Origin of the sequence: Bacillus sp. RC240, from assembly GCF_044907945.1 — a bacterium.
Lineage (GTDB): Bacteria > Bacillota > Bacilli > Bacillales > Bacillaceae_G > Bacillus_A > Bacillus_A mycoides.
In genome coordinates, this window is the sequence record NZ_JBIYCT010000003.1 from 239,740 (window position 1) to 260,498 (window position 20,759).

Annotated in this window: 23 protein-coding genes and 1 riboswitch; of the genes, 8 read left to right on the forward strand and 15 right to left on the reverse strand. The window is 35.7% G+C overall.

Annotated elements, in window-relative coordinates:
• Window position 1: 1 nt before the first annotated feature.
• The 4 genes from ABH955_RS12870 to ABH955_RS12885 all read right to left on the reverse strand — a co-directional run bounded on the left by ABH955_RS12870 (window position 2) and on the right by ABH955_RS12885 (window position 4,241).
• Window positions 2–1,759, reverse strand: coding sequence for a putative 2-aminoethylphosphonate ABC transporter permease subunit (locus ABH955_RS12870; RefSeq protein ID WP_404457283.1), 1,758 nt, complete (start codon window positions 1,757–1,759; stop codon window positions 2–4).
• Window positions 1,760–2,761, reverse strand: coding sequence for a putative 2-aminoethylphosphonate ABC transporter ATP-binding protein (locus ABH955_RS12875; RefSeq protein ID WP_404491157.1), 1,002 nt, complete (start codon window positions 2,759–2,761; stop codon window positions 1,760–1,762).
• 19 nt (window positions 2,762–2,780) lie between these two features.
• Window positions 2,781–3,857 carry a putative 2-aminoethylphosphonate ABC transporter substrate-binding protein gene (locus ABH955_RS12880; protein ID WP_113936972.1) on the reverse strand — a complete coding sequence of 359 codons (1,077 nt, stop codon included), beginning with the start codon at window positions 3,855–3,857 and terminating at the stop codon, window positions 2,781–2,783.
• Between the two features lie 228 nt (window positions 3,858–4,085).
• The gene (locus ABH955_RS12885) at window positions 4,086–4,241 is read right to left on the reverse strand and encodes a hypothetical protein (protein ID WP_002011566.1); all 156 of its coding nucleotides are present in this window, start codon (window positions 4,239–4,241) and stop codon (window positions 4,086–4,088) included.
• A gap of 97 nt (window positions 4,242–4,338) precedes the next feature.
• Here ABH955_RS12885 and ABH955_RS12890 point away from each other — a divergent pair, with 97 nt between their 5' ends.
• Window positions 4,339–4,722, forward strand: a complete 384-nt coding sequence (locus ABH955_RS12890) for a DUF3905 domain-containing protein (RefSeq protein ID WP_002011568.1) — start codon at window positions 4,339–4,341, stop codon at window positions 4,720–4,722.
• Window positions 4,723–4,761: 39 nt separating this feature from the next.
• Here ABH955_RS12890 and ABH955_RS12895 read toward each other — a convergent pair whose 3' ends face one another.
• From ABH955_RS12895 to phaR, 5 genes are all read right to left on the reverse strand, one after another.
• A complete protein-coding gene (locus ABH955_RS12895) occupies window positions 4,762–6,111 on the reverse strand; it encodes a TrkH family potassium uptake protein (RefSeq protein ID WP_002011570.1) in 1,350 nt (449 codons plus the stop codon).
• A gap of 25 nt (window positions 6,112–6,136) precedes the next feature.
• The gene (locus ABH955_RS12900; RefSeq protein WP_002011571.1) at window positions 6,137–7,330 is read right to left on the reverse strand and encodes an NAD(P)/FAD-dependent oxidoreductase; all 1,194 of its coding nucleotides are present in this window, start codon (window positions 7,328–7,330) and stop codon (window positions 6,137–6,139) included.
• Between the two features lie 94 nt (window positions 7,331–7,424).
• Window positions 7,425–8,510, reverse strand: a complete 1,086-nt coding sequence (gene phaC / locus ABH955_RS12905) for a class III poly(R)-hydroxyalkanoic acid synthase subunit PhaC (RefSeq protein ID WP_002011573.1) — start codon at window positions 8,508–8,510, stop codon at window positions 7,425–7,427.
• 83 nt (window positions 8,511–8,593) lie between these two features.
• Window positions 8,594–9,337, reverse strand: coding sequence for an acetoacetyl-CoA reductase (locus ABH955_RS12910; protein WP_000250406.1), 744 nt, complete (start codon window positions 9,335–9,337; stop codon window positions 8,594–8,596).
• Between the two features lie 152 nt (window positions 9,338–9,489).
• Entirely contained in the window at window positions 9,490–9,975 is a 486-nt protein-coding gene (gene phaR / locus ABH955_RS12915) for a polyhydroxyalkanoic acid synthase subunit PhaR (protein ID WP_113936970.1), read from the reverse strand.
• A 198-nt stretch (window positions 9,976–10,173) separates the two neighbouring features.
• Here phaR and phaQ point away from each other — a divergent pair, with 198 nt between their 5' ends.
• The 7 genes from phaQ to ABH955_RS12950 all read left to right on the forward strand — a co-directional run bounded on the left by phaQ (window position 10,174) and on the right by ABH955_RS12950 (window position 15,645).
• The gene (gene phaQ / locus ABH955_RS12920; RefSeq protein ID WP_000903018.1) at window positions 10,174–10,626 is read left to right on the forward strand and encodes a poly-beta-hydroxybutyrate-responsive repressor; all 453 of its coding nucleotides are present in this window, start codon (window positions 10,174–10,176) and stop codon (window positions 10,624–10,626) included.
• Window positions 10,627–10,668: 42 nt separating this feature from the next.
• Window positions 10,669–11,193 (forward strand): polyhydroxyalkanoic acid inclusion protein PhaP, encoded by a 525-nt coding sequence (gene phaP, locus ABH955_RS12925; protein WP_002011575.1) that lies wholly within the window; start codon window positions 10,669–10,671, stop codon window positions 11,191–11,193.
• Between the two features lie 101 nt (window positions 11,194–11,294).
• Window positions 11,295–11,738 (forward strand): MaoC family dehydratase, encoded by a 444-nt coding sequence (locus ABH955_RS12930; RefSeq protein WP_404457278.1) that lies wholly within the window; start codon window positions 11,295–11,297, stop codon window positions 11,736–11,738.
• 142 nt (window positions 11,739–11,880) lie between these two features.
• Window positions 11,881–12,066 (forward strand): alpha/beta-type small acid-soluble spore protein, encoded by a 186-nt coding sequence (locus tag ABH955_RS12935; RefSeq protein ID WP_000241212.1) that lies wholly within the window; start codon window positions 11,881–11,883, stop codon window positions 12,064–12,066.
• 113 nt (window positions 12,067–12,179) lie between these two features.
• Window positions 12,180–13,499, forward strand: coding sequence for a TrkH family potassium uptake protein (locus ABH955_RS12940; RefSeq protein ID WP_113936969.1), 1,320 nt, complete (start codon window positions 12,180–12,182; stop codon window positions 13,497–13,499).
• A gap of 38 nt (window positions 13,500–13,537) precedes the next feature.
• A riboswitch (yybP-ykoY riboswitch) is annotated at window positions 13,538–13,712 on the forward strand.
• 77 nt (window positions 13,713–13,789) lie between these two features.
• Window positions 13,790–14,584, forward strand: coding sequence for a TerC family protein (locus ABH955_RS12945; protein WP_113936968.1), 795 nt, complete (start codon window positions 13,790–13,792; stop codon window positions 14,582–14,584).
• Window positions 14,585–14,793: 209 nt separating this feature from the next.
• Window positions 14,794–15,645 (forward strand): formate/nitrite transporter family protein, encoded by an 852-nt coding sequence (locus tag ABH955_RS12950; protein WP_404457276.1) that lies wholly within the window; start codon window positions 14,794–14,796, stop codon window positions 15,643–15,645.
• Between the two features lie 27 nt (window positions 15,646–15,672).
• On the opposite strand, the gene ABH955_RS12955 is transcribed toward ABH955_RS12950, so the two are convergent.
• The 6 genes from ABH955_RS12955 to ABH955_RS12980 form a co-directional block, all read right to left on the reverse strand.
• Window positions 15,673–15,984 (reverse strand): cyclic-phosphate processing receiver domain-containing protein, encoded by a 312-nt coding sequence (locus ABH955_RS12955; RefSeq protein WP_002064363.1) that lies wholly within the window; start codon window positions 15,982–15,984, stop codon window positions 15,673–15,675.
• A gap of 14 nt (window positions 15,985–15,998) precedes the next feature.
• Entirely contained in the window at window positions 15,999–16,721 is a 723-nt protein-coding gene (locus ABH955_RS12960) for a prepilin peptidase (protein WP_242309976.1), read from the reverse strand.
• 112 nt (window positions 16,722–16,833) lie between these two features.
• Window positions 16,834–17,544: a LutC/YkgG family protein gene (locus ABH955_RS12965; protein WP_002126142.1), complete on the reverse strand. Its 711-nt coding sequence runs from the start codon at window positions 17,542–17,544 to the stop codon at window positions 16,834–16,836.
• Window positions 17,544–18,965: a LutB/LldF family L-lactate oxidation iron-sulfur protein gene (locus ABH955_RS12970; RefSeq protein WP_002011586.1), complete on the reverse strand. Its 1,422-nt coding sequence runs from the start codon at window positions 18,963–18,965 to the stop codon at window positions 17,544–17,546. The genes ABH955_RS12965 and ABH955_RS12970 overlap by 1 nt, the downstream gene beginning before the upstream one ends.
• A gap of 16 nt (window positions 18,966–18,981) precedes the next feature.
• The gene (locus tag ABH955_RS12975) at window positions 18,982–19,701 is read right to left on the reverse strand and encodes a (Fe-S)-binding protein (RefSeq protein ID WP_113936966.1); all 720 of its coding nucleotides are present in this window, start codon (window positions 19,699–19,701) and stop codon (window positions 18,982–18,984) included.
• 168 nt (window positions 19,702–19,869) lie between these two features.
• Window positions 19,870–20,559 (reverse strand): FadR/GntR family transcriptional regulator, encoded by a 690-nt coding sequence (locus ABH955_RS12980; protein ID WP_201053587.1) that lies wholly within the window; start codon window positions 20,557–20,559, stop codon window positions 19,870–19,872.
• Window positions 20,560–20,759 lie beyond the last annotated feature (200 nt).

Below are 20,759 nucleotides of genomic sequence, written 5' to 3' on the forward strand. Positions count from 1 at the left end.
CTTATCTTTTTTGCCATTGTGACGTTCGGTTACGAAGTGCTTTCGTTCCCCATTCATATACAACCCTCACTACAATATTTGTAACAACAATAAGTACACTCATTGCAGCTGCTGGTGCTACATTTCCTGCATCATCCATATTTACAATTGATACAGCAGCTAGTTTAAAATCAGCCGCGTATAAGAACACTACTGCCGATACAGTTACCATTGAATTTACGAAATAGTACATAACCATTTCTAAAATAGCTGGTAAACACATCGGTACTGTTACTCGAAAGAAAGTTTTATAGAATGGTACACTCATCGACTGTGAAACAAGTTCAAACTCTCGGTCCAGTTTCTTTAAAGCAGTCGTTGCGGTAACAAACGTTACAGAGTAAAAATGTATGATATTTACTAATACTAAAACAGCAATTGTGCCATATAAGGAATGAAACGGATTTGTTACTGAAAGTCCTAGAATTTGAATTGTTGGTTGACTGAAGAAAAAGACATATCCTAATCCAAGTACTAATCCAGGAATCGCTAACGGTACAATAGAAAAAAAGTAGCCTACTTTTCTGAAAAAATGTAGCTGTTCTATTTTTTCAATCGCATAAGCGAACACAAATGTTAAAATCGCACCGATAACTGCCGTAACGGCTGAGACAATTACACTATTTTTAAACGCTTCAAGTCCGTCTCCTGTCAAACTTGAAAAATTAAAATGCTCAAGTGTAAAGCTCATATTATAGGGCCATACTTTCACACTTGCAGCAATACCAACTGCCACAAATAAAAGAATGATCATAGACGTGACTACGCTACAATATACGAATGAAATAACATCTCTTTTCTTATTATTTATTATTCTGTAAGGTACTGCTTTTGAAGATAAAAGATTCGCCTGTTTTCTTTGCGTAATACGATCAACTGCAAATGCGAAAATAGCTGGGATCAATAAAATCATTCCGACAGTTGCGCCCATGGACATATTTTGCTGTCCAATTACTTGCTTATATACGTCAGTAGCAAGTACGTTATATTGTCCTCCAACAATTTTAGGTGCCCCAAAATCAGTGAAACTAAGTGTAAATACAACGAACATCGCACTAATTAATCCGTATTTCACACTAGGTAAAGTAACCGTAAGAAACTGTTTCACTTTACTTGCACCCAACATATTAGAAGCTTCATATAAACGATAATCAGAACCTTGGAGAGCAATTAATAAAATAAGGAATGCTTGCGGAAATGTATACATAACTTCAGCCATTACAATTCCTACTGGTCCGTATAACGGTATTTGTATTCCTTCAAATAAACCAAACATCCCTTTTGTTATTAACCCTTGATTACCAAATAAATATGTAAGCGCAATACCGTGCATCATCGTTGGTGCGAATAATGGTAATAATGCTATGTATTGAAATACGCGCTTTCCAAAAACATTTGTACGAGTGATCGCATATGCGTAAGCGAAAGCGAGTGTAACCGAAATAATTGTTGTAGCGCCCGAAATCCATATCGTATTTTGTAATGATTGAACTAGCGTTGGTGTTGTGAAATATTTACTGAAATTCGCAACACCAACAAAAGCTCCATCTTTATCATAAAAGGCTTGTGTAAACAGTTGTAATAAAGGCAATACAAGCATGATAAAAAATGAAAGAAGCATACCAATAATTAATAGTCTTTGTATCCACTCTTCTTTACCGATACGTCTCTTAATCTTTTTTTTTGTACTTTCTACCTTAAAGTTTTCTAACATCTCCATCTATACAATGACCTTCTTTCCATATGACAACATATGATTTTCTAAGAAAGAGATTTGAATTGGCTTTCCTTTTCTAATAGCAGTTTCCTCTACTTCTGATGCCAATATATCCACTACAATTTTCTCATTATAAAGGTGTGTTTTCTCTTCTATGACCCGCACTTCCGTCCGGTATACAGAACCGCGAAATTCCATGCTTTCTACAACTGTTTTAATACCATTATTTTGTACAACTGTTACATGTTCAGGACGAATTGCATGTTCTTCGTTATTTTTCGAAAAGAAATTAATAGAACCAATAAAATCTGCCACAAACGGATTGGCTGGTCTTTGATAAATCTCCTCTGGTGTTCCAATCTGCATAATTTCCGCATGATTCATTACAACAATTTTATCAGCCATCGTTAATGCCTCTTCTTGATCATGCGTTACCATAATAGTTGTTACTCCCACTTTTTCTTGCAAATCACGCATTTCTCTGCGCAACTTTTCACGCACTTTTGCATCTAAAGCAGATAATGGCTCATCAAGTAACAAAATATCGGGAGACAGAGCGAGCGCACGTGCAAGTGCTACTCGCTGCTGTTGTCCACCAGACATTTGAGCAGGATATTTATCTTTTACATTCAGCAAATCAACAAGTTCTAACGCCGATAGCGCATTTTCTTTTACTTCTGCTTTTCCATATTTTTTTGTTTTTAAGCCGTATTCAATGTTTTCAAGTGCAGTTAAATTCGGAAATAATGCATACGATTGAAAAACCATTCCGAAGTTCCTCTTTCCAGGTGGTAATGCTGTAATATCTTTTCCATTCACAGCAATACTACCTGTTGTTGCCTCTTCTAGCCCCGCTAAAATTCGGAGCAATGTCGTTTTCCCACAACCACTTGGGCCTAATAAACAAACAAACTCATTTTTTTTCACAGTAAAAGAAATATCCTTTAACGCTGTAAATGCATCAAACTGTTTTTGAATGTGTTGAATTGATAAATATTCGCTCATTTTTCTCTCTCCCACTCACTTACTTTTTCGGTTCTGCTTTTTGGCCAAACTCTTTTTCCCATTTTTCTAAAATTTTGTCACGATTTTCTGCTGCCCATTTAAAGTCATTCTTTTTATATAACTTTTCTGTCACATCTTTAGGGAATCCATCTGGAAGTTTATAATCATTTTTAATTGTCGCAAATCCATTTTTCTCGAAGTATAACTTCATTACATCATCTGTAATTGCCCAATCTAAAAATGCTTGCGCTAATTTATCATTTTTAGCATTATCTTTTTTAATAAGTGCGTTCGCTTCTACTTCCCAGCCTAATCCTTCTTTCGGCAGTACAACTTCAACTGGTGCACCTTTTTGTTTCTCTTTCAAAGCACTATAAACCATTGATACACCAACTGGATATTCACCTGCGCCTGCTAATTTCGCTGGTTTTGAACCTGAATGAGTATAAGTTGCCATATTATCATGAAGTTTCTTCATGTAATCCCAGCCCTTATCTTCTCCCATAATTTGTAGCCATGCAGAAACTGTTAAAAATCCTGTTCCAGAAGAAGCCGGATGCGGCATAACTAGCGTTCCTTTATATTCTGGTTTCGTTAAATCTTCATATGATTCTGGCATCGGTAAATTTTTCTTCTTCAATTCTTCTTTATTTACAGCAATCCCCGTCATAAATGCAGTATTTCCTACCCATTTTTCTGGTTTCTTATCGTCTTTAAATTGCGGAAGGACACGATCTGCTCCTTTTGGAGAGTATCCTTTTAACATATCTTTTTTCTCTAAAGCTAATAGACTAGACGCTGCAGTTCCCCATACAACATCTGCTTGTGTATTTTTTCCTTCAGCTAGCAATTTCGCTGTAATAACTCCTGTTGAATCACGAACAATGTTCAACTTCACGTCTGGGTACTTCTGTTTAAAAGAATCAAGATAAATTGGTACAAGCTCTTCTTCAATCGCTGTGTAGACAGTTAATGATCCAGATAATTTATCATCTTTTACTTTTGCTCCAGCACTTTCTTCTTTCTTTGCACCACACCCCATTAATAACGAAAATACCATTCCAGTTGCTACAGCTTTAAAGATTGTTTTTTTCACTGTCTCTCTCTCCTTTTACAAATCTTATGTACAACTCTAATATAAACAACTAGTGTAAAAGCAGTATTAAACCAACATTAATCTTTTGTTTGTTGTTTGTTTTTGTGTAATACGTTGCTACTTCTATGTTTTTTCGCATTTTTCTGCTAATATCAAACGTGAAATTTACAAATAATTAAAAAAACCTTTATAATCCCACAAAAAAATGAGGCGTTTGTAAAAAACGCCTCATTTTTGTTTACCTTTTTTTGAATTACGATTTGCATACTTCGCACTATTTTCTCCTTCATACTCTAATGCAAATTCTGCATCTGGTAAGCTTTCTTTCGGAGTTTTATTATTATTAATTGCTGCATTTTGTTTTACTTTTCTTTTTACCAACATATTCACCTGCTCTCACGAAATAACTTTCTATTCTAGTTTGAAACAACTTACAGTAATTATTACTGGGAAGTGTTAACAAGTACATAAGAGCTTATAGATGGAAATACTACATACGAACAAGCCATTACAAAAAGGAGCGATTACTTTGAAAGAAAAAGAAACGATACAATCGCCAATTTTAGACGAGACGCTCCCTCATCAAATGAACTTTCCTTCTTTTAAAGGCACAGGCAAAAAGATGCAACAACCTTTTATAAATCAATATGATGTTGTAATTGGAGACAGTAAATACGATTCCACTAACAGTCCTCTTAATAATTGGAGTGATGAGGTAGATCCTGCCATTATGGCTGGGGAAGAATGGATCCATCCTACAAATGATATCGGATGGATTGCAGAAGAAAATCAAGAATTACTTAAAAACGAAGTTGATAATAAAAATGATGCTTTTATGCATCCCCAATTCGGAATTAACGACTAAAAAAACCATTCTACCTAACTCAGGTAGAATGGTTTCATACTATCCAATAATAATTCGCTCTTTCGGGTACTTATAGCGAGCTGGTTGCTCTCTTCCACCACTAGCTAAAATAAATGTCAAAATACCGACGCGTCCGATAAACATAAGTACAATAAGTACAAGTTTACCAACAGTTGTTAAATCAGGAGTAACACCTGTTGATAGTCCCGTCGTTCCGAAAGCAGAACAAACTTCAACGATTAAGCTCATAAGCGGTACATTTTCCGTAATAGATAAAATGAATAGCGCTGAGGCACATAATAAAATCCCCATCGTCATAACGACAGATGCTTTCAACACGTCCTCTTCATGTAGCTGGCGTTTGAAAACTCGGACTGTTCTCCCGCCTCTTGCAAATGTATATAACGATAATATACTAACTGCAAATGTTGTTGTACGTATTCCGCCCCCAACTGAACTTGGAGATGCCCCAATGAACATTAATATACTCATAAATAAAAGCGTTGGTTGTGATAATTCACGTATGTCCATTGTAGCGAGTCCTCCACTTCGCGTCGTCACAGATTGGAATAATGTATAAAATACAGTTTCATGCCATGACTTTCCTACTAAAAAATGATTTCGTTCTAATAGAAAAATCATAATTGTTCCAACAATAACGAGTACAAAAAATGTCGTTGTCGTCAATTTTGTAAATAACGAAAAGCGAAATAGTTGTTGTCGCCTTTTACTAAGGAATTGTTTTACTTCCATTAACACTGGGAAACCGATAGCTCCTAAAATAATAAGCAACATATGAATCATTTGAACAATATAATCTTTTTTGTACGGAATAAGTGATTGTCCTGTTAAATCAAATCCTCCGTTCGTTGTTGCGCTCACAGCGGCAAAGAAACCGTGAAAATAAGCTTCTTGCCAAGTCGGGAAATATAGTAAGAATCTTGTACCTAACAGTATTGCTCCAATGAGTTCTATCGAAATAATTACAATTAAAATAGAACGCATCAATTCTACAAGGCCCGATAAATTCCCTTGGTTATGGTCTGCCATAATTAATCTTCTTCTTTGCAAACCAATCTTTTTCCCCGTTATAATCCAGACGAATGTACCAAGCGCCATAATTCCTAATCCGCCTAATTGTAAAATAAGGGCTAAAACAATAATTCCTGCCGTTGTAAACGTATCTGAAATCGTAACAACAGACAGTCCCGTAACACTTACCGCACTAACAGATGTAAATAGTGCATCGATAAATGTCCATTTCACTTCAGGCTTCGTAACAAATGGTAAACTAAGCAAAATTACCGATACGACTACTGCTAGTAAATAAAATACAACGATAAGTTGTACGGGACGTAACTTTTGTAAAAACTTTTTTATATCTCTCATTCCATCACTTCGCTACCTTTTTTTTCTATCGATTAAATAAAGAAAAATCATCACTTTCTTCATTTGTAAATAACTGCTGAAATAGTTTCGCAAATACCATTCCGTATACAGTTCCATTTCCCCCATACGGCAGTGCGTAATATAAATTATGTATTTTTTTATCTTCTTTTAAAATAGGAAGACCGTCATGACTGCCACCAAATGCTGCTGCCCAATAGTACTCTGCCCGTATATTTTTATACTGCGGGAACATTTCTTTTACAATGTTAATAAGAAGATCACGCTTATGCAATAATTTCGTATCGCCGATTTTTTGAATTTTCAGCGCCTCATCTAATCCGCCTATAACAATGCGGTTTTGATACGTTCGACTATACAAATACGGACGTGCTGTTTCCCAAATTAACGATTGCTCATGCCAGCCTTCAAAATAATCTATCTTATTTGTCACAACGGCATAAGACGTTTCTACTGTTGTATTTTTTTCTTTCTTTCCAAAAATTGCTTCATAACCTGTCGCCATAATAATATTCTTTGCTACTATTTTATTTCCTGTATTCGTGTAACAAATTAAATCATTTTGGATTTGTTTAATATGTAATGCCTCTGTATGTTCGTATATAGTAGCGCCCATTTGTTTCGCTTTATGCAAAAGACTATGCGCTAATAAATACGGATTCACTTCTGCATCACCGCTTGTATATAACGCTGCTTGTTTTGCAAATGAATAACGTTTCTTAATATCAGACTCTGTAAAATATTCAACCGGAAATCCATAATGGCGTAACGTATTATATTCTTCTTGTAAAAATGAAACATCCTCATCTCTACTTGCATAATACAAACTATTTCGCGGAATAAAATGGGGATCAATATCGAGAGTTGGCACAACCTTCTCCATTGTTTGCAGCGCTTCATAACAAAGTCTATATGCTCGTACCCCTTTCTCTTCACCAAATGTATGAATAAGAGAGGTTAACGATTTATCATGAACAAATTGTAATAATCCTGTATTTGCAGCTGTGCTACCACATGCAATTGCTCTTTTTTCAATGAGCATAACACGCATTCCAATTTTAGCTAACGAATACGCTATATGAGCACCCGCTTCTCCACTTCCAATTACGAGCACATCACATATCATATCATTTTCTAACGTTGGATAACAAGGTACAGAAACTCCAGAATTCCAAAACAACTTACCAGTCATAAGCTTCATAATTATACTCCTACCATATAATTTTCTCCTTTCTATGTTTCGTCATTTTCCATAAAAAAATCCAACTAACATACGCTAGTTGGATTTTTTCTCTTTAATTAGAACGCTCTTCAAGCCAATTTCCAACCGTCGGATATGTTTGCTTTACAGCCGTTCCACCATACACAATAGACATATGTCCTGTCGGTAAACATACATACTCTTTATCTGTGCTAGAAATATGATCAAGTAAAGCTTCTACTTGACATGGCAGAGCGATATGATCACGCTTCGCAGAAATATTTAAGACATTCGCCTTAATATTTGCAAGGTCTACCTTTTGTCCGCGAATAACGAGTTCACCCTTCACTAATTTATTATTTTGATAAAAATCACGAATCCATTGTCTATACGATTCACCTGGGAACGGAATACCATCGCCTACCCACTTTTGAACTAATTTCCAACTTTCGACGAAGCGCTCATTTTCTGAACGATCGACTAAAGCAACATATGGACCGACAAAGTTTGTAATTGGTTTTAACATCTTATTTCCGAAATCAATCATTTCTGGTGGAATATTTCCAAATGTATCAACTGCTTTATCTAAATTGAAATATTTCTCATCTAATAAAGGACCGTATAACCCTGTTTCAGAGAAATCAAAAGGACTTGTCATAAAAATCAAGTTTCGAATTGGCATGTCCGGATGAAGCGCTGCATAAATAGATGTTAACGTTCCACCCATGCAATAACCAAGTAAAGAAATCTCGTCCGATTTTGCAGTTCTCATTACTTTTTTCACTGCTTTTGCAATATAATCGAACACGAAATCATCAAATTTCAAATGACTATCTTCTAAACCAAATGTGCCCCAATCAAGCATATACACATCAAAACCACGATCTACTAAATATTCCACTAAACTATTACCTGGAGTTAAATCCATAATATACGGTTTATTAATAAGAGCGTATATTAATAAGATTGGAACTCTCTGTGTTTTTTCTTGTTTTGGAATGTAACGATAAAGCTTCGTTTTATTCTTCGTCCAAATAACCTCTTTCGGTGTTAAACCAACTTGTGGTTCTGGTTCGCGTAATAAAACTTCGCTCGCTCTTTTCACACGGCGATATGCTTTACGATATTCTTCTGGGTACAACTCCAATTGCTTTTCCCATTCTGTTACGAATGTAGTCATTTTTTCTATCTCCTTTTTGGTCAATTTCTTTCTAAAAAAAGAAGTGCATTCCTGCTATGGATATGCACTTTTTTCTTACTTCATTACATGTATAATCCGCCGTTAATGTTTAATTGCTGACCTGTGATATACGCACCGTCACGGCATAGATATACTACACCTTTTGCAATTTCATCAGCTTGACCAAAACGTTTTTTCGGGATTTTCGCAACGATTTTTTGACGCACTTCTTCTGGTACTTCTGCTACCATTTCAGTATCAATAAATCCTGGGCAAATTGCGTTTACAGTTACATTTGTTCTTGCAAGTTCTAACGCTAATGATTTTGTAAATCCTAGCATACCTGCTTTTGCTGCTGAGTAGTTTGTTTGTCCAAATCCACCAGCTTGGCCAATAATAGAAGAAATACTAATGATTCTTCCTTCTTCTGCTTCCGATATGTATGGAAGTACCGCACTTGTCGTATTAAATACACTGCTTAAGTTCACGTCAATTACGCGCTCCCAATCTTCACGATTTAATTTTTTGAATGTACGATCTCTTGTAATACCAGCATTATTAACAAGAATATCAACTTTACCAAAATGATTCACAGCTTCTTCTACAAGTCTGTTTGCATCTTCTACTTTAGAAACATCCGCTTGAACTGCATAAACGTCATGTCCTTCTTTTCCTAATTCATTTACTAAGTTTTCAGCTGCTTCTTTACTGCTGTTATAGTTAATAACTACTTTTGCTCCCTCTTCTGCTAATGCTACTGTAATTGCTTTTCCAATTCCTTTTGCCCCACCTGTTACGATTGCTACTTTGCCATTTAATTGAACCATTTCTTTTCCCCCTTAAATGAATTTGTGAACGATTGTTATGAATCATTTTGGTACTCATACTAATTGAGTCCATATATTAATTATGTTTCGTTGTTTATACATGAAAAGAGATTCTCCCTCTCTCTTTTACACGTTATAAACAAACGCGATTATCATTTTTTATTTTCTGGCTTATTTACTACAGGCTTTACTTCTTCTTTTACAGGTACTTGTAGTTTAGCTAGTACTGCATTTTGCTTTTCTAGCAATTCTAAAATTTGATCAACTTTCGTTTCTAACGTGCGCATATCTTGTTTTACTTTCGTAACATCACGCTTTAATGTAGGGGCTTGTCCTAATGAATCCACTTTCTCTTCTAGAATTTCCTCGATATTATCAACTTTATTTTCTAAGTTAATAACAAGCGTAGCTACTCTAGCGATATCCTCTCTCGTCGGCACATTCACCTGTTCTAAATAATTTTTTGTCGTATCATTTAATGCTTTTTGATAAAACAAATTCAAATCTAGAACGCTGCCCATCCAAGCAGAATATTCTTCTGTTTTAATTGTTTCATTGAGCGCTTTTCCCCAAAATGTTTCGGTTTGTTCATAAGCATTTTTCCATGCTTGCAATGGATCGAATTTTTGATCAATCACTTCGACTACACTCCCTTTTTCGTTTTTGAAACAATTCAACCTATTCACTATTTTCTAATATTCCGAATAAAACTTCAAGTATATATTTTATTTTTCTTTATTTTCTAACAAATGTATTGACATTAAAAACAGATAGGTGTAAATTGCACTTATAAGCAAAAAATTCCATCTAACTGATTCATGAGGTGATGCACAATCATGCTACATAATGAACCAGAACACCCAGAAAGTTTGGAAAAAAACCAAGCGAAACAACCAAACTCCATGCCAAAAAACTTCTTAGTTCCTTTCTTACTTCTCTGTCTAAAAGACTGGAGTCTTCATGGTTACAAACTTATTCAAATGCTAATGGACATCGGCTTTTCTTCTGTTGACCAAGGTAATGTGTATAGGACACTACGCAAATTAGAAAAAGAAAATCTTATTTCTTCTACTTGGGATACAAGCGAAGGCGGGCCAGCGAAACGAATTTATTCTTTAACAGAATATGGAGAGCAATATTTAACAACATGTGCGACTTCTTTTGAACATTATCAAAATATGTTGCGGACGTTTTTCACGTTATACACCAATGCATTCTTTCCATTTTCTACTTCTCCAGAAAAGGATGAAAAGGATTCTTCATCTTCACCTGGTGGTACAGCAGAGTAATCTGCGTTCACAATATGCAAAAAAACATTTGGAGGTCAAACAATGGAAACTAAGCCATACGAATTAGTCGATGCATTTTGGAAAAACTGGTCTCAATCTCTTTCCCTCTTCTCTTCAGCTGGGAAACAATTAGAGCAACTTACTTTAGAAACGTTAAAACAACAACAAGACGCTTTGCATAAATTAACATCAGGAGTAGATGAACTAGAAAAAGAACTACACCAATTCACTGCTCAGTTCAATAACCAATATACAGACTATGTGAAGCAATTAACTGGAAACTCCTTAAATGATCAAATTAACGAGTGGCAAGAAAAGTGGAATGAGCTTTCTAATCAAATGCACCAACTTACTGTTTCGCCTACGAAAACATCTTTGTCTATTCTTACTCAAACTAGCGGCCAATTTGAAGAAACAACAAAACACTTTATCGAACAACAACAGTCGCAACGTGAAGAGGTTCAAAAACAGTTAGAAGTTTTTTTGGGAGAGTTCAAGTCCAAACAACTAGAACTCGCAAAGCAGTTCGAGGAAAACTCAAAAAATCTATTTACTTCCATCAAGTAAGAAAAATGTGGCAACTAACTGCAGCACAAACAAAACTCTTTCTTCCTCCTACTACATCAAGATGGCTTACATTTTTCGATATGGAAAAGAAGGAGGACAAAATGAATCCATTTCAAGAAGCACAAACTGTTCCGGAGCTTCGTTACGATGAGATTCAAGTCGGTGATCAAGCATCACTTACAAAAAATATTACGGATGAGGACGTTATCAATTTTGCAAAATTGACTGGAGATGTAAATCCTATTCACATTCTAGACTCTTTTGCAAAAACGACAATGTTCAAAGAACGTATTGCCCATGGCATGCTCGTTTCAAGTTTTATTTCTACCATTCTTGGAACGAAACTTCCTGGCAAAAATACGATTTATTTATCACAAAACGTTTCATTCCGTGCTCCTGTCAAAATCGGTGATACACTTCGCGTTGTGGCAGAAGTTATTAAAAAACGGGACGATAAAAAAATTATCACATTGCAAACAAACATATATAATCAATCTGATGATATTGTCGTAGAAGGTACAGCGACAATACTGAAAAAAGAGTAGCAAATTTGCTACTCTTTTTTCTATCCAAGAACTTCTAATCACACCGTTTACTTCCGTGTATGAGTACGTCGTTTACACATAAAATAACATTACCAGATAGCACTTAGCTAAACTGGATTACTCTTTAAGGATGTGTATCAACATGGTGAAAACAAACAAATTACTAGTTCCGGGTGCAGAGCAAGCACTTGAACAATTCAAATATGAAATCGCACAAGAATTCGGTGTAAGCTTAGGATCTAATACAGCATCTCGTTCTAACGGATCAGTTGGCGGTGAAGTAACGAAACGTCTTGTTGCTTTAGCTCAACAACAATTACGCGGATAACTATATAACCTATGGCTTAGAGGCAGATATTCTCTGCCTCTTTCTTTTTTAACATACATAATAGTGCTTCTTCACATACTAGTAAGAGCAAATCGAAAGGAACGATATGTGAAATGAAACGGATTAACATTAGCATGAGTCCTCCCCGTGTTCTTACTGTATCTTTTATTATGCTATCAATTATCGGTACATGCCTATTGAAATTGCCAATTGCTACAACAACGTCTATTTCATGGCTCGATGCTTTATTTACAACGGTTTCTGCTTGTACGGTTACAGGGCTTGGTGTTGTGGACACTGGTAAAGTATTTACCTTATTTGGCCAATGTGTCATTTTAACACTTATACAAGTTGGCGGGCTTGGCATTATGAGCTTTGCTGTTTTAATTGCAATTATGCTCGGCAGAAAAATCGGCCTTCAAAACCGGATTTTATTACAACAAGCATTAAACCAAACAAATGTCGGCGGAATCATTCGTCTTGCAAAAGCGTTATTTTTATTTTCTTTTACTGTAGAATGTATCGCTACTTTACTTCTCTCTTTTGAATGGGTACCAAAATACGGGGTTGCCAAAGGTATATATTATAGCTTTTTTCATTCTATCTCAGCCTTTAACAATGCTGGGTTTTCTGTGTGGAGCGATAATTTAATGCCGCACTCCCATAGCATTCTCGTCAATCTCGTTATTTCTTCCCTCATTATTTTAGGTGGGATTGGTTTTACGGTTATCGTAGATATAAAAAGAAAGAAAAACTTTAAAAACCTTACTTTACACTCAAAGCTTATGCTCTCTTCTACTCTAATCATCAATATTATTGCTACAGCTTTTATTTTTATATTCGAGTTCCATAATTCTCTTTCTATGAGAGGATTTACACCATTTGAAGAAGGTATGGCTGCTTATTTTCAAGCAATCTCGACTCGTACAGCTGGGTTTAATACAGTGGATATTGCCGCTCTATCTAAACCATCACTTTTATTAATGATGCTTCTTATGTTTATTGGTGCTGGCAGTGCTTCTACTGGTGGTGGGATTAAATTAACAACTTTTTTAATTATGTTTTTCGGCGTATTTAAATTTTTGCAAGAACAAGATGATATTGTCGTGTTTAAAAAATCCATTAAAGATACGCTCATTGTCAAATCATTAACGATTACTATTATTTCAATTTCGTTTATTTTTCTTTCCATTTTAATTTTAAGCATCACTGAGAAGGTTCCTTTATTAATGAGTGCTTTTGAAGTATTTTCAGCATTTGGAACTGTCGGCCTTAGCATGAATTTGACACCACACTTAACAATCATCGGCAAAACAATTATTATCTTTATGATGTTTTTTGGAAAGATGGGGCCTTTAACATTAGCCTTTTCATTTGCACGTAAAAAACAAAGAAAAATAAAATATCCAAACGAAGATATTTTAACAGGTTGACAACCGTATAAATTATCCATATAATGAGAGTACAATAGCATATCTCCAAAGGGGAGTAGCGTCCAAGAACTATTTCTTGGAAACAAAGTCGTCATTACGTAGAACTTAGTTCTTCCGGCTTTGTTGGCATTTTCATTACATATGTCTAGCAAGACCTTTGCCTATCAACGGCAGAGGTCTTTTTTGTTTTCAAATTTCCTCCACCGTTGATGCGCAGGAGTATGGGGAAACTAAACAGTGGGGAACTTCTTCACTTGTTTAGACTTTATAGAAATGAGAGGAGAATTTACATGGATGTATCATTATTATTGGAGTATGGTTGGGTATTACTCATCCTAATTGCACTAGAGGGGATTTTAGCGGCCGATAACGCTCTCGTTCTCGCAATTATGGTAAAACATTTACCAGAAGAAAAACGAAAGAAAGCACTATTTTATGGATTAGCAGGAGCGTTCGTTTTCCGATTCGGATCACTATTTATGATTTCGTTCCTAGTCGATGTATGGCAAGTGCAAGCAATCGGTGCAATTTACCTTATGTTTATCGCTGGTAATCACTTATTTAAAACGTATGTTAAAAAGAATTCAGATGAAGAAACAGAAGAAAAAGAAGCAAAGAAAAAACAAGAGAACTTTTGGTGGACTGTATTTAAAGTCGAGGTTGCTGATATCGCCTTCGCAGTTGATTCAATTTTAGCTGCTGTTGCATTAGCAATGACTTTACCGAAAACAGGATTAGGTACAATCGGTAGTCTTGATACTGGACAATTCATTGTTATCTTTGTAGGTGGACTTATCGGATTAATCATTATGCGATTTGCAGCAACTGCTTTCGTACAAATTTTAAAACGTAAACCAGGACTTGAAACTGCAGCATTCTTAATTGTAGGTTGGGTTGGTGTGAAATTAGCAGTTTATACATTAGCACACCCTGCATTAAATGTAATTCCGCATTCATTCCCAACATCTACTCCGTGGAAACTTACTTTCTGGATTGTATTAGTTGGAATCGCAGTTGGCGGTTGGTTCTTCTCGAAAGAAGTAGAAGTAAAAGTAGAAAAGAATTTAGACGAAAAAGCGCTGTAATTACAGCGCTTTTTCTTTTTTCTCGTTTCAATCCCCCTCTCTATTTTTAGAAAAAATTCCATTATACTACCTTTTGTAAGCGCTTCCCTTCTAGATGTATGTCCTTTTTGTGAAACATTGCACAAACTTATTGAAACTATGAACAAATCCATGTACCTTATTCATATAAGGAGTATTTATAGACGATGTATTAAAGGAGCGTATTACTCATGCTAGAACAAGGATTAGATTACGTTGTAAAACTGGCTAAGAGCAAAAAACAAATGCTAGATATAAATCCAATGCAATATTTCATTCGTGCTGCACTTGCGGGCATTTATATCGGTTTTATTATTGTACTATGTTTTAAATTAGGTAACTTTTTTCATATTGCAGATTCACCAGCAACATATTTAGCTTCCTCCATGTTTTTCGGAATTGCTCTCGTACTTATTATATATGGCGGCGCTGAATTATTTACTGGCAATACGATGTACTTCACAGTGGCAACTTTAAGAAAAGAAACAACGATTTCTGATACACTTCGCAACTGGGTTGCTTGTTATGCAGGTAACTTAGCTGGCGCTTTATTCTTTGCCTTACTATTTTACGCAACTGGAATTTTCGAAGCAATTGATTACAGTCATTTAATGAATAAAGTTGTTGAAGGAAAGATGAATACACCTACAATGCAATTATTCTTTAAAGCGATTTTATGTAACTGGCTCGTATGTCTTGCCTGCTTCTTACCTTCTCAAGTGAAAGGTGACACAGCCAAAATATTAATGATGATGATGCTCGTTTTCACTTTCTTTTTATCTGGTTATGAGCATAGCATTGCTAACTTATCACTGTTTGCTTTATCTTTAGTATCACCACATCCTGAGACAATTTCTTTTGCGGGCGCTATTCATAACTTAATTCCAGTTACAATCGGTAACATTATTGGCGGATCCGTATTTGTCGGTATGGTATATCATTACTTAACAAAGAAAGCACCTGTTGTTGAACAAGAGAAAACTCAATTAGTTGGAGCTCAAACAGAGGAAATTATTCCTTTACAAGCACATATGAAACATTAAAAACTCCAAAGTTTCACTTTGGAGTTTTTAGCTCCCTACATATTTCAAGGCAATATAAGGATTAATTTCCCCGTTTTCCTTCCCTCTCTCTATGCTCTTTTTCATCTGATGCATACCGATGACATCATTTGTATGAAGGTGAATTTCATTAACATATAAACCTTCGTTGCAGAAAGCTTCTACGAAATCTAACCCACTTTTTTGTCGCCATCCCATATTATAATCAAGGGAAATAATATTTACCTCATTGTCCCTAACAATTTGCAAGGCAGATTCTACTGTAGTTGCCAAAACATATCCGTATGGGCAACTTCTTTGATCATCCATATATACATTCATTTTCTATCTCCTCTCTATTTTGCATATGTGACCAACACATAACATATTGCTCCAAGGCTAATAAAAGGTCCAAACGGAATTGGAGTTCTTATTTTTATACGCTTTAGCGCTATACCTATTCCGAAAAAACAAAGACTAAAGCAAGATGCTAAAAATAAAGTTATAAAAACCCCTTTCACTCCGACTATACATCCGAGTAACGAAAGTAATTTTACATCACCTCCGCCAAGACCATCTGGATAAATCTTTTGCATGCAATATAACAAAATGAATATAGTTCCACTGCCAGCTAAACTATCTATCCAAGTAACTAACGGTACAAAAATACATTCTAAAATAAGCAAAAGCGCAAACCAAATTAAAATACGATTAGGTATTAGCATATATACTAAATCTGTAACTGAAATAATTAGAAGTAACGAAAAAAGCGATAAAATGATGATGAGCTCTCGTTCCATTCCAATTACATATACAGTAAGAAAAAATAAACTGCCTGTAACAAATTCAAATACTATGTACAAACTTGAGATTTTCCTTTTACAATTCGTACAACGCCCTTTTTGTATACAAAATGAAATGATTGGAATAAGTTCTTTCGGCTGTAACGTATACTTGCAGTAATGACAGTACGAACGCGGTGTAATAATAGATTCCCCTACTGGGACTCTCATCGCAATCACCATAAAAAAAGAACCAAACACCATACCTATTAACAATGCATATAAATAAGTGAACATCCCTTCCTCTCCTTTCCAAAAGAACATAACAAAAAAAGGAGAGAACTTCTACTTCATATTATCTTTATTCTATTAAAAAAGCAGGCCGTTTTCCGGCCTGCTTTCCCCTATTTTATACGATGAAATATACTGCTTTTAATGGCCCGTGTACTCCGACAACAAGATTCATTTCAATATCCGCAGAGTTACTTGGTCCTGTAATAAAGTTAATACAAGATGCGACTGCTTCACCTTTTTCCACACGTGAGTTCATATGTTGAACTGCTTGTGTAATACGCGGTACAAGTGTTTCACGTGGAATAATAGCAAAGTATACAGTCGGTAAAAAGTGTAAAGAACGCCCTTGTCCTTTATGACTTTGTACAACAATCGTACCAGATTCAGCTAAAGTATAATCACTAAATGCAATACCGATATTCGCTTTTTCCGCTATACGCATATTCTCTTCTTTTTTCTCAGGATCCCATACATTTACCTCAACATTTTGCTTTGGAAGCTCTTCTTTAAATAAAGAAGTCAATCCATAGGAATCAAAACGTTCATCTGCTGATAATATAATAGGTCCTCCGCCGTTTTCAACGATTACTTTTTGAATATCTTCACGTAAGCGGTCGTTTGTCGTTTCCACAACAGTTGTATGAATGTTTGTACATTGCTTTTTAAATACTTCTAACAATTCTTCTTGTGAATAATCTTTTAACGTTTCTACATTCACATTACTTTTCCATGCTGGACGTTCTACGCCTTCTGTTTTACGCGCGCGCCCAAGTTCTTTTGCGATATTATCTAGAAAGGACTCACGGTTTTGAATTAATCCTGTCATTATTTGTCCCCGCCTTTCTTATGATCTTTATACCAATCACGGAATCGTTCTTTACTTGGAGCTGGGAATTCACGAATATCCGTCCAGTTTTTAAGTGGTCCAACACCTTTTGATACACGGTTACCAGATGTAAATGGACTCATTGCTGCCGGTGCCATTTTCGATCCCATTTTATATAAAGCTGCTGAAGAAGCACCCATACTAAACATTTTCATTGCTAATTTTTCTGCAAGTGGGGCACGACCTTCTTGCTCAACGATGACTTGACGATGTTTTAATAATAAATCATGTAATGGAATTTTTACTGGACAAGCTTCTGTACATGCTCCGCATAAACTAGATGCATAAGGAAGCTCTTTGTAATCGTCATACCCACCTAAAAGTGGTGTTAATACCGCACCGATTGGTCCTGAATAAATAGATCCATACGAATGTCCACCAACGTGACGATATACGGGACATACGTTAACACAAGCGGCACAACGAATACATTGCAATATTGAACGGAATTCCGATCCAAGAATTTGAGAGCGGCCATTATCAACAACGACTAAATGAAACTCTTCTGGTCCATCTACCTCTTCCTCTTGAATTGGTCCTGCTACTGTTACATAACTTGTTAATTTTTGACCTACCGCACTACGACATAGTAAACCAACTAAAACATCTAATTCTTCCATTGTCGGAACCATACGTTCCATACCCATTACTGCAATTTGTGTTTTCGGAATCGACATGACAAGATCGGCATTACCTTCGTTCGTCACTAAACAAAGAGAGCCAGTATTTGCAACAGCGAAGTTACAACCTGTCACACCAATTTCTGCATCCATAAATTTCTCACGAAGTTGTTTACGAACAAACTTTGTCATTTCGTATGGATCATCAGAATTTTCATATCCAAGTTTTTCTTTAAATACATCACGAATTTGCGTTCTGTTTTTATGAAGTGCAGGCGCAATAATATGTGATGGTGGATCGTTATCTACTTGCAAGATATACTCTCCTAAGTCACTCTCTAACACTTCACAACCAATCTCTTCAAGGGCATGATTCATACTAATTTCTTCAGTTACCATTGATTTTGATTTTACAACTTTCTTCGCTTGTTTCTTTTTTGCAACGTCTTGAATATACTTTGCTGCATCCTCTTTCGTTTTCGCAAAGTAAACGTGACCGCCTCTTTTTGATACATTTTCACTTAACTGCATTAAATAATAATCAAGATTTTCTAACGTATGTTGACGAATTTGTTCACCTAGTTCACGCCACTCTTCCCAGTTTCCCAACTCGTCAGCTGCTTTTAATCGATTTGTATATAAACGCGTTTGTGCAGAAGATACCGCTCCGCGCATAAACGAATCTTGAATTCCATCGCCAACGCGATCATTAAATTTTTTCTCACTGATTTTCATAGACATAGCTTATGTTCCCCCTTCATGAGCGACTATTCAAGACCTCAGCAATATGCATTACTTTTACTTCTTTTCCTAAACGCTCAATACGTCCGCCAATGTTTAACAAACACCCACAATCTGCACCGATTAAATAATCAGCACCTGTTTCCATTACACTATCTACTTTTTCATCTACCATTTGCTCAGAAATTGGAGTCATCTTAACTGAAAACGTTCCCCCAAACCCACAACAATTTTGCACGTTCGGCAGTTCTCTCACAATTAATCCTTTTACGCTTGATAATAAAATTCCTGGTGCCTCTTTTACTCCAAGCAGGCGTGTCATATGACAAGATTTATGAATAGTAGCTATCCCTGGTAAACTTGCACCAACATCTGTAACTTTTAAAACATCTACAATAAATTGTGTAAATTCATATGTTTTATCAGCAACCTTTTGTGCACGTTTAGCCCACTTCGGATCATCTTTAAAAACATGCGGATACTCATGAAACATTGTCGCACAAGATCCAGATGGCGTAACGATATATTCTGCATCTTCGAAAGTTTCAATCATATGTTTCATCGCTTCTTTTGCTGCTTCTACATGGCCGCTATTATAAGCAGGCTGACCACAACAAACTTGTGCTTCTGGAAATTCAATTTCACAACCTAAACGCTCCAATACTTCAACTGTTGCTTTACCGACGTTTGTTTCAAACATATCGACTAAACAAGTAACAAATAAAGTAACTCTCATAACTATAATTCCCCCTCATTACAACTCCGCCAAAAATCATATGGTCATCAGATGACTAAGATTAGAAGAAGTAGGCTCAACCATGGCCTATCCTCTCCCCCTTCTAAAGAAAGCGCTTACTTAATCTCTCTCTATTTTATCAGAAAATTAGATTTTTAAAAGATTAAATTACGAATTTATATCGCTTTTACCTGTGACAATATGTTCTACATTTGTTAAATGATCTAGCATCGCTTGCTGCGCTAATTCCACATCTTGCTTTAACACCGCATCATATATAGATTGATGCTCTTCTAAAAGTCGTTCTGATGTTGTTTGTTCACCATATAAAATAATGCGTCTTGATTCACCAATCGTTTCAGCAATCATCTCTGAAACATGATTCATGAGCTCAAGCAAGATATTATTATGCGAAGATTCTGCAATTCCCATATGAAAATGAAAGTCTGCTTTTTCGCCAGCCTTCTCATCTCCAATGCTCTTTGCCATTTCATCTAACCACTGCTTCATATTTTGCAAATTAGCTTCCGTACGTTTTGCCGCTGCCGCTCGAACTGCCCCCACTTCGAGCACCTTCCGTACTTCTAATAAATTCAAAATATCCTCTTTCTTCATTAATAACTTGTTATTTAGTGATTTTGTTAATGAAGAAGGATCGAAATTCCTTACATATGTACCTTCTCCTTGTTTCATTTCAATTAAGCCCATTGCTCTTAGCGCACTTAGCGCTTCACGAACAGCAGATCTGCCAACTTGAAACTGCTCAGCTAATTGATGAACAGGAAGTAGTTTGTCACCAGGTTTTAACGTACCATTTTTAATCATTGTTAAAATAGCTTCAGATACTTCTTCGTAAATTTTTTTCGGTTTAATAGATTTGTACTCCAGTTAAATCACCTCAGTATCTTCCAAACAACAATTGTAACGTTTTATAAGAACTTAGCATCCATAACTATTTTAGAACGAATTAGTAAGAAGTACAAATGTTTTGTTCATAAAATAGTCAAATTTTTGATATTTGTTTGATATTAATTAATACATTTACGCGTAACTATTTA

Bases quoted from the DNA above. Each gene is read 5' to 3' on its own strand.
- ABH955_RS12875 (WP_404491157.1), bottom strand. From the start codon at position 2,761: ATGAGCGAATATTTATCAATTCAACACATTCAAAAACAGTTTGATGCA.
- phaC (WP_002011573.1), bottom strand. From the start codon at position 8,510: ATGACTACATTCGTAACAGAATGGGAAAAGCAATTGGAGTTGTACCCA.
- ABH955_RS12975 (WP_113936966.1), bottom strand. From the start codon at position 19,701: ATGAGAGTTACTTTATTTGTTACTTGTTTAGTCGATATGTTTGAAACA.
- ABH955_RS12945 (WP_113936968.1), top strand. From the start codon at position 13,790: ATGGATGTATCATTATTATTGGAGTATGGTTGGGTATTACTCATCCTA.
- ABH955_RS12900 (WP_002011571.1), bottom strand. From the start codon at position 7,330: ATGAAGCTTATGACTGGTAAGTTGTTTTGGAATTCTGGAGTTTCTGTA.
- ABH955_RS12930 (WP_404457278.1), top strand. From the start codon at position 11,295: ATGAATCCATTTCAAGAAGCACAAACTGTTCCGGAGCTTCGTTACGAT.
- ABH955_RS12890 (WP_002011568.1), top strand. From the start codon at position 4,339: ATGGAAATACTACATACGAACAAGCCATTACAAAAAGGAGCGATTACT.
- phaQ (WP_000903018.1), top strand. From the start codon at position 10,174: ATGCTACATAATGAACCAGAACACCCAGAAAGTTTGGAAAAAAACCAA.
- ABH955_RS12895 (WP_002011570.1), bottom strand. From the start codon at position 6,111: ATGAGAGATATAAAAAAGTTTTTACAAAAGTTACGTCCCGTACAACTT.
- ABH955_RS12885 (WP_002011566.1), bottom strand. From the start codon at position 4,241: ATGTTGGTAAAAAGAAAAGTAAAACAAAATGCAGCAATTAATAATAAT.
- ABH955_RS12950 (WP_404457276.1), top strand. From the start codon at position 14,794: ATGCTAGAACAAGGATTAGATTACGTTGTAAAACTGGCTAAGAGCAAA.
- phaP (WP_002011575.1), top strand. From the start codon at position 10,669: ATGGAAACTAAGCCATACGAATTAGTCGATGCATTTTGGAAAAACTGG.
- ABH955_RS12935 (WP_000241212.1), top strand. From the start codon at position 11,881: ATGGTGAAAACAAACAAATTACTAGTTCCGGGTGCAGAGCAAGCACTT.
- ABH955_RS12940 (WP_113936969.1), top strand. From the start codon at position 12,180: ATGAAACGGATTAACATTAGCATGAGTCCTCCCCGTGTTCTTACTGTA.
- ABH955_RS12910 (WP_000250406.1), bottom strand. From the start codon at position 9,337: ATGGTTCAATTAAATGGCAAAGTAGCAATCGTAACAGGTGGGGCAAAA.
- ABH955_RS12970 (WP_002011586.1), bottom strand. From the start codon at position 18,965: ATGTCTATGAAAATCAGTGAGAAAAAATTTAATGATCGCGTTGGCGAT.
- ABH955_RS12955 (WP_002064363.1), bottom strand. From the start codon at position 15,984: ATGAATGTATATATGGATGATCAAAGAAGTTGCCCATACGGATATGTT.
- ABH955_RS12965 (WP_002126142.1), bottom strand. From the start codon at position 17,544: ATGACAGGATTAATTCAAAACCGTGAGTCCTTTCTAGATAATATCGCA.
- ABH955_RS12870 (WP_404457283.1), bottom strand. From the start codon at position 1,759: ATGGAGATGTTAGAAAACTTTAAGGTAGAAAGTACAAAAAAAAAGATT.
- ABH955_RS12960 (WP_242309976.1), bottom strand. From the start codon at position 16,721: ATGTTCACTTATTTATATGCATTGTTAATAGGTATGGTGTTTGGTTCT.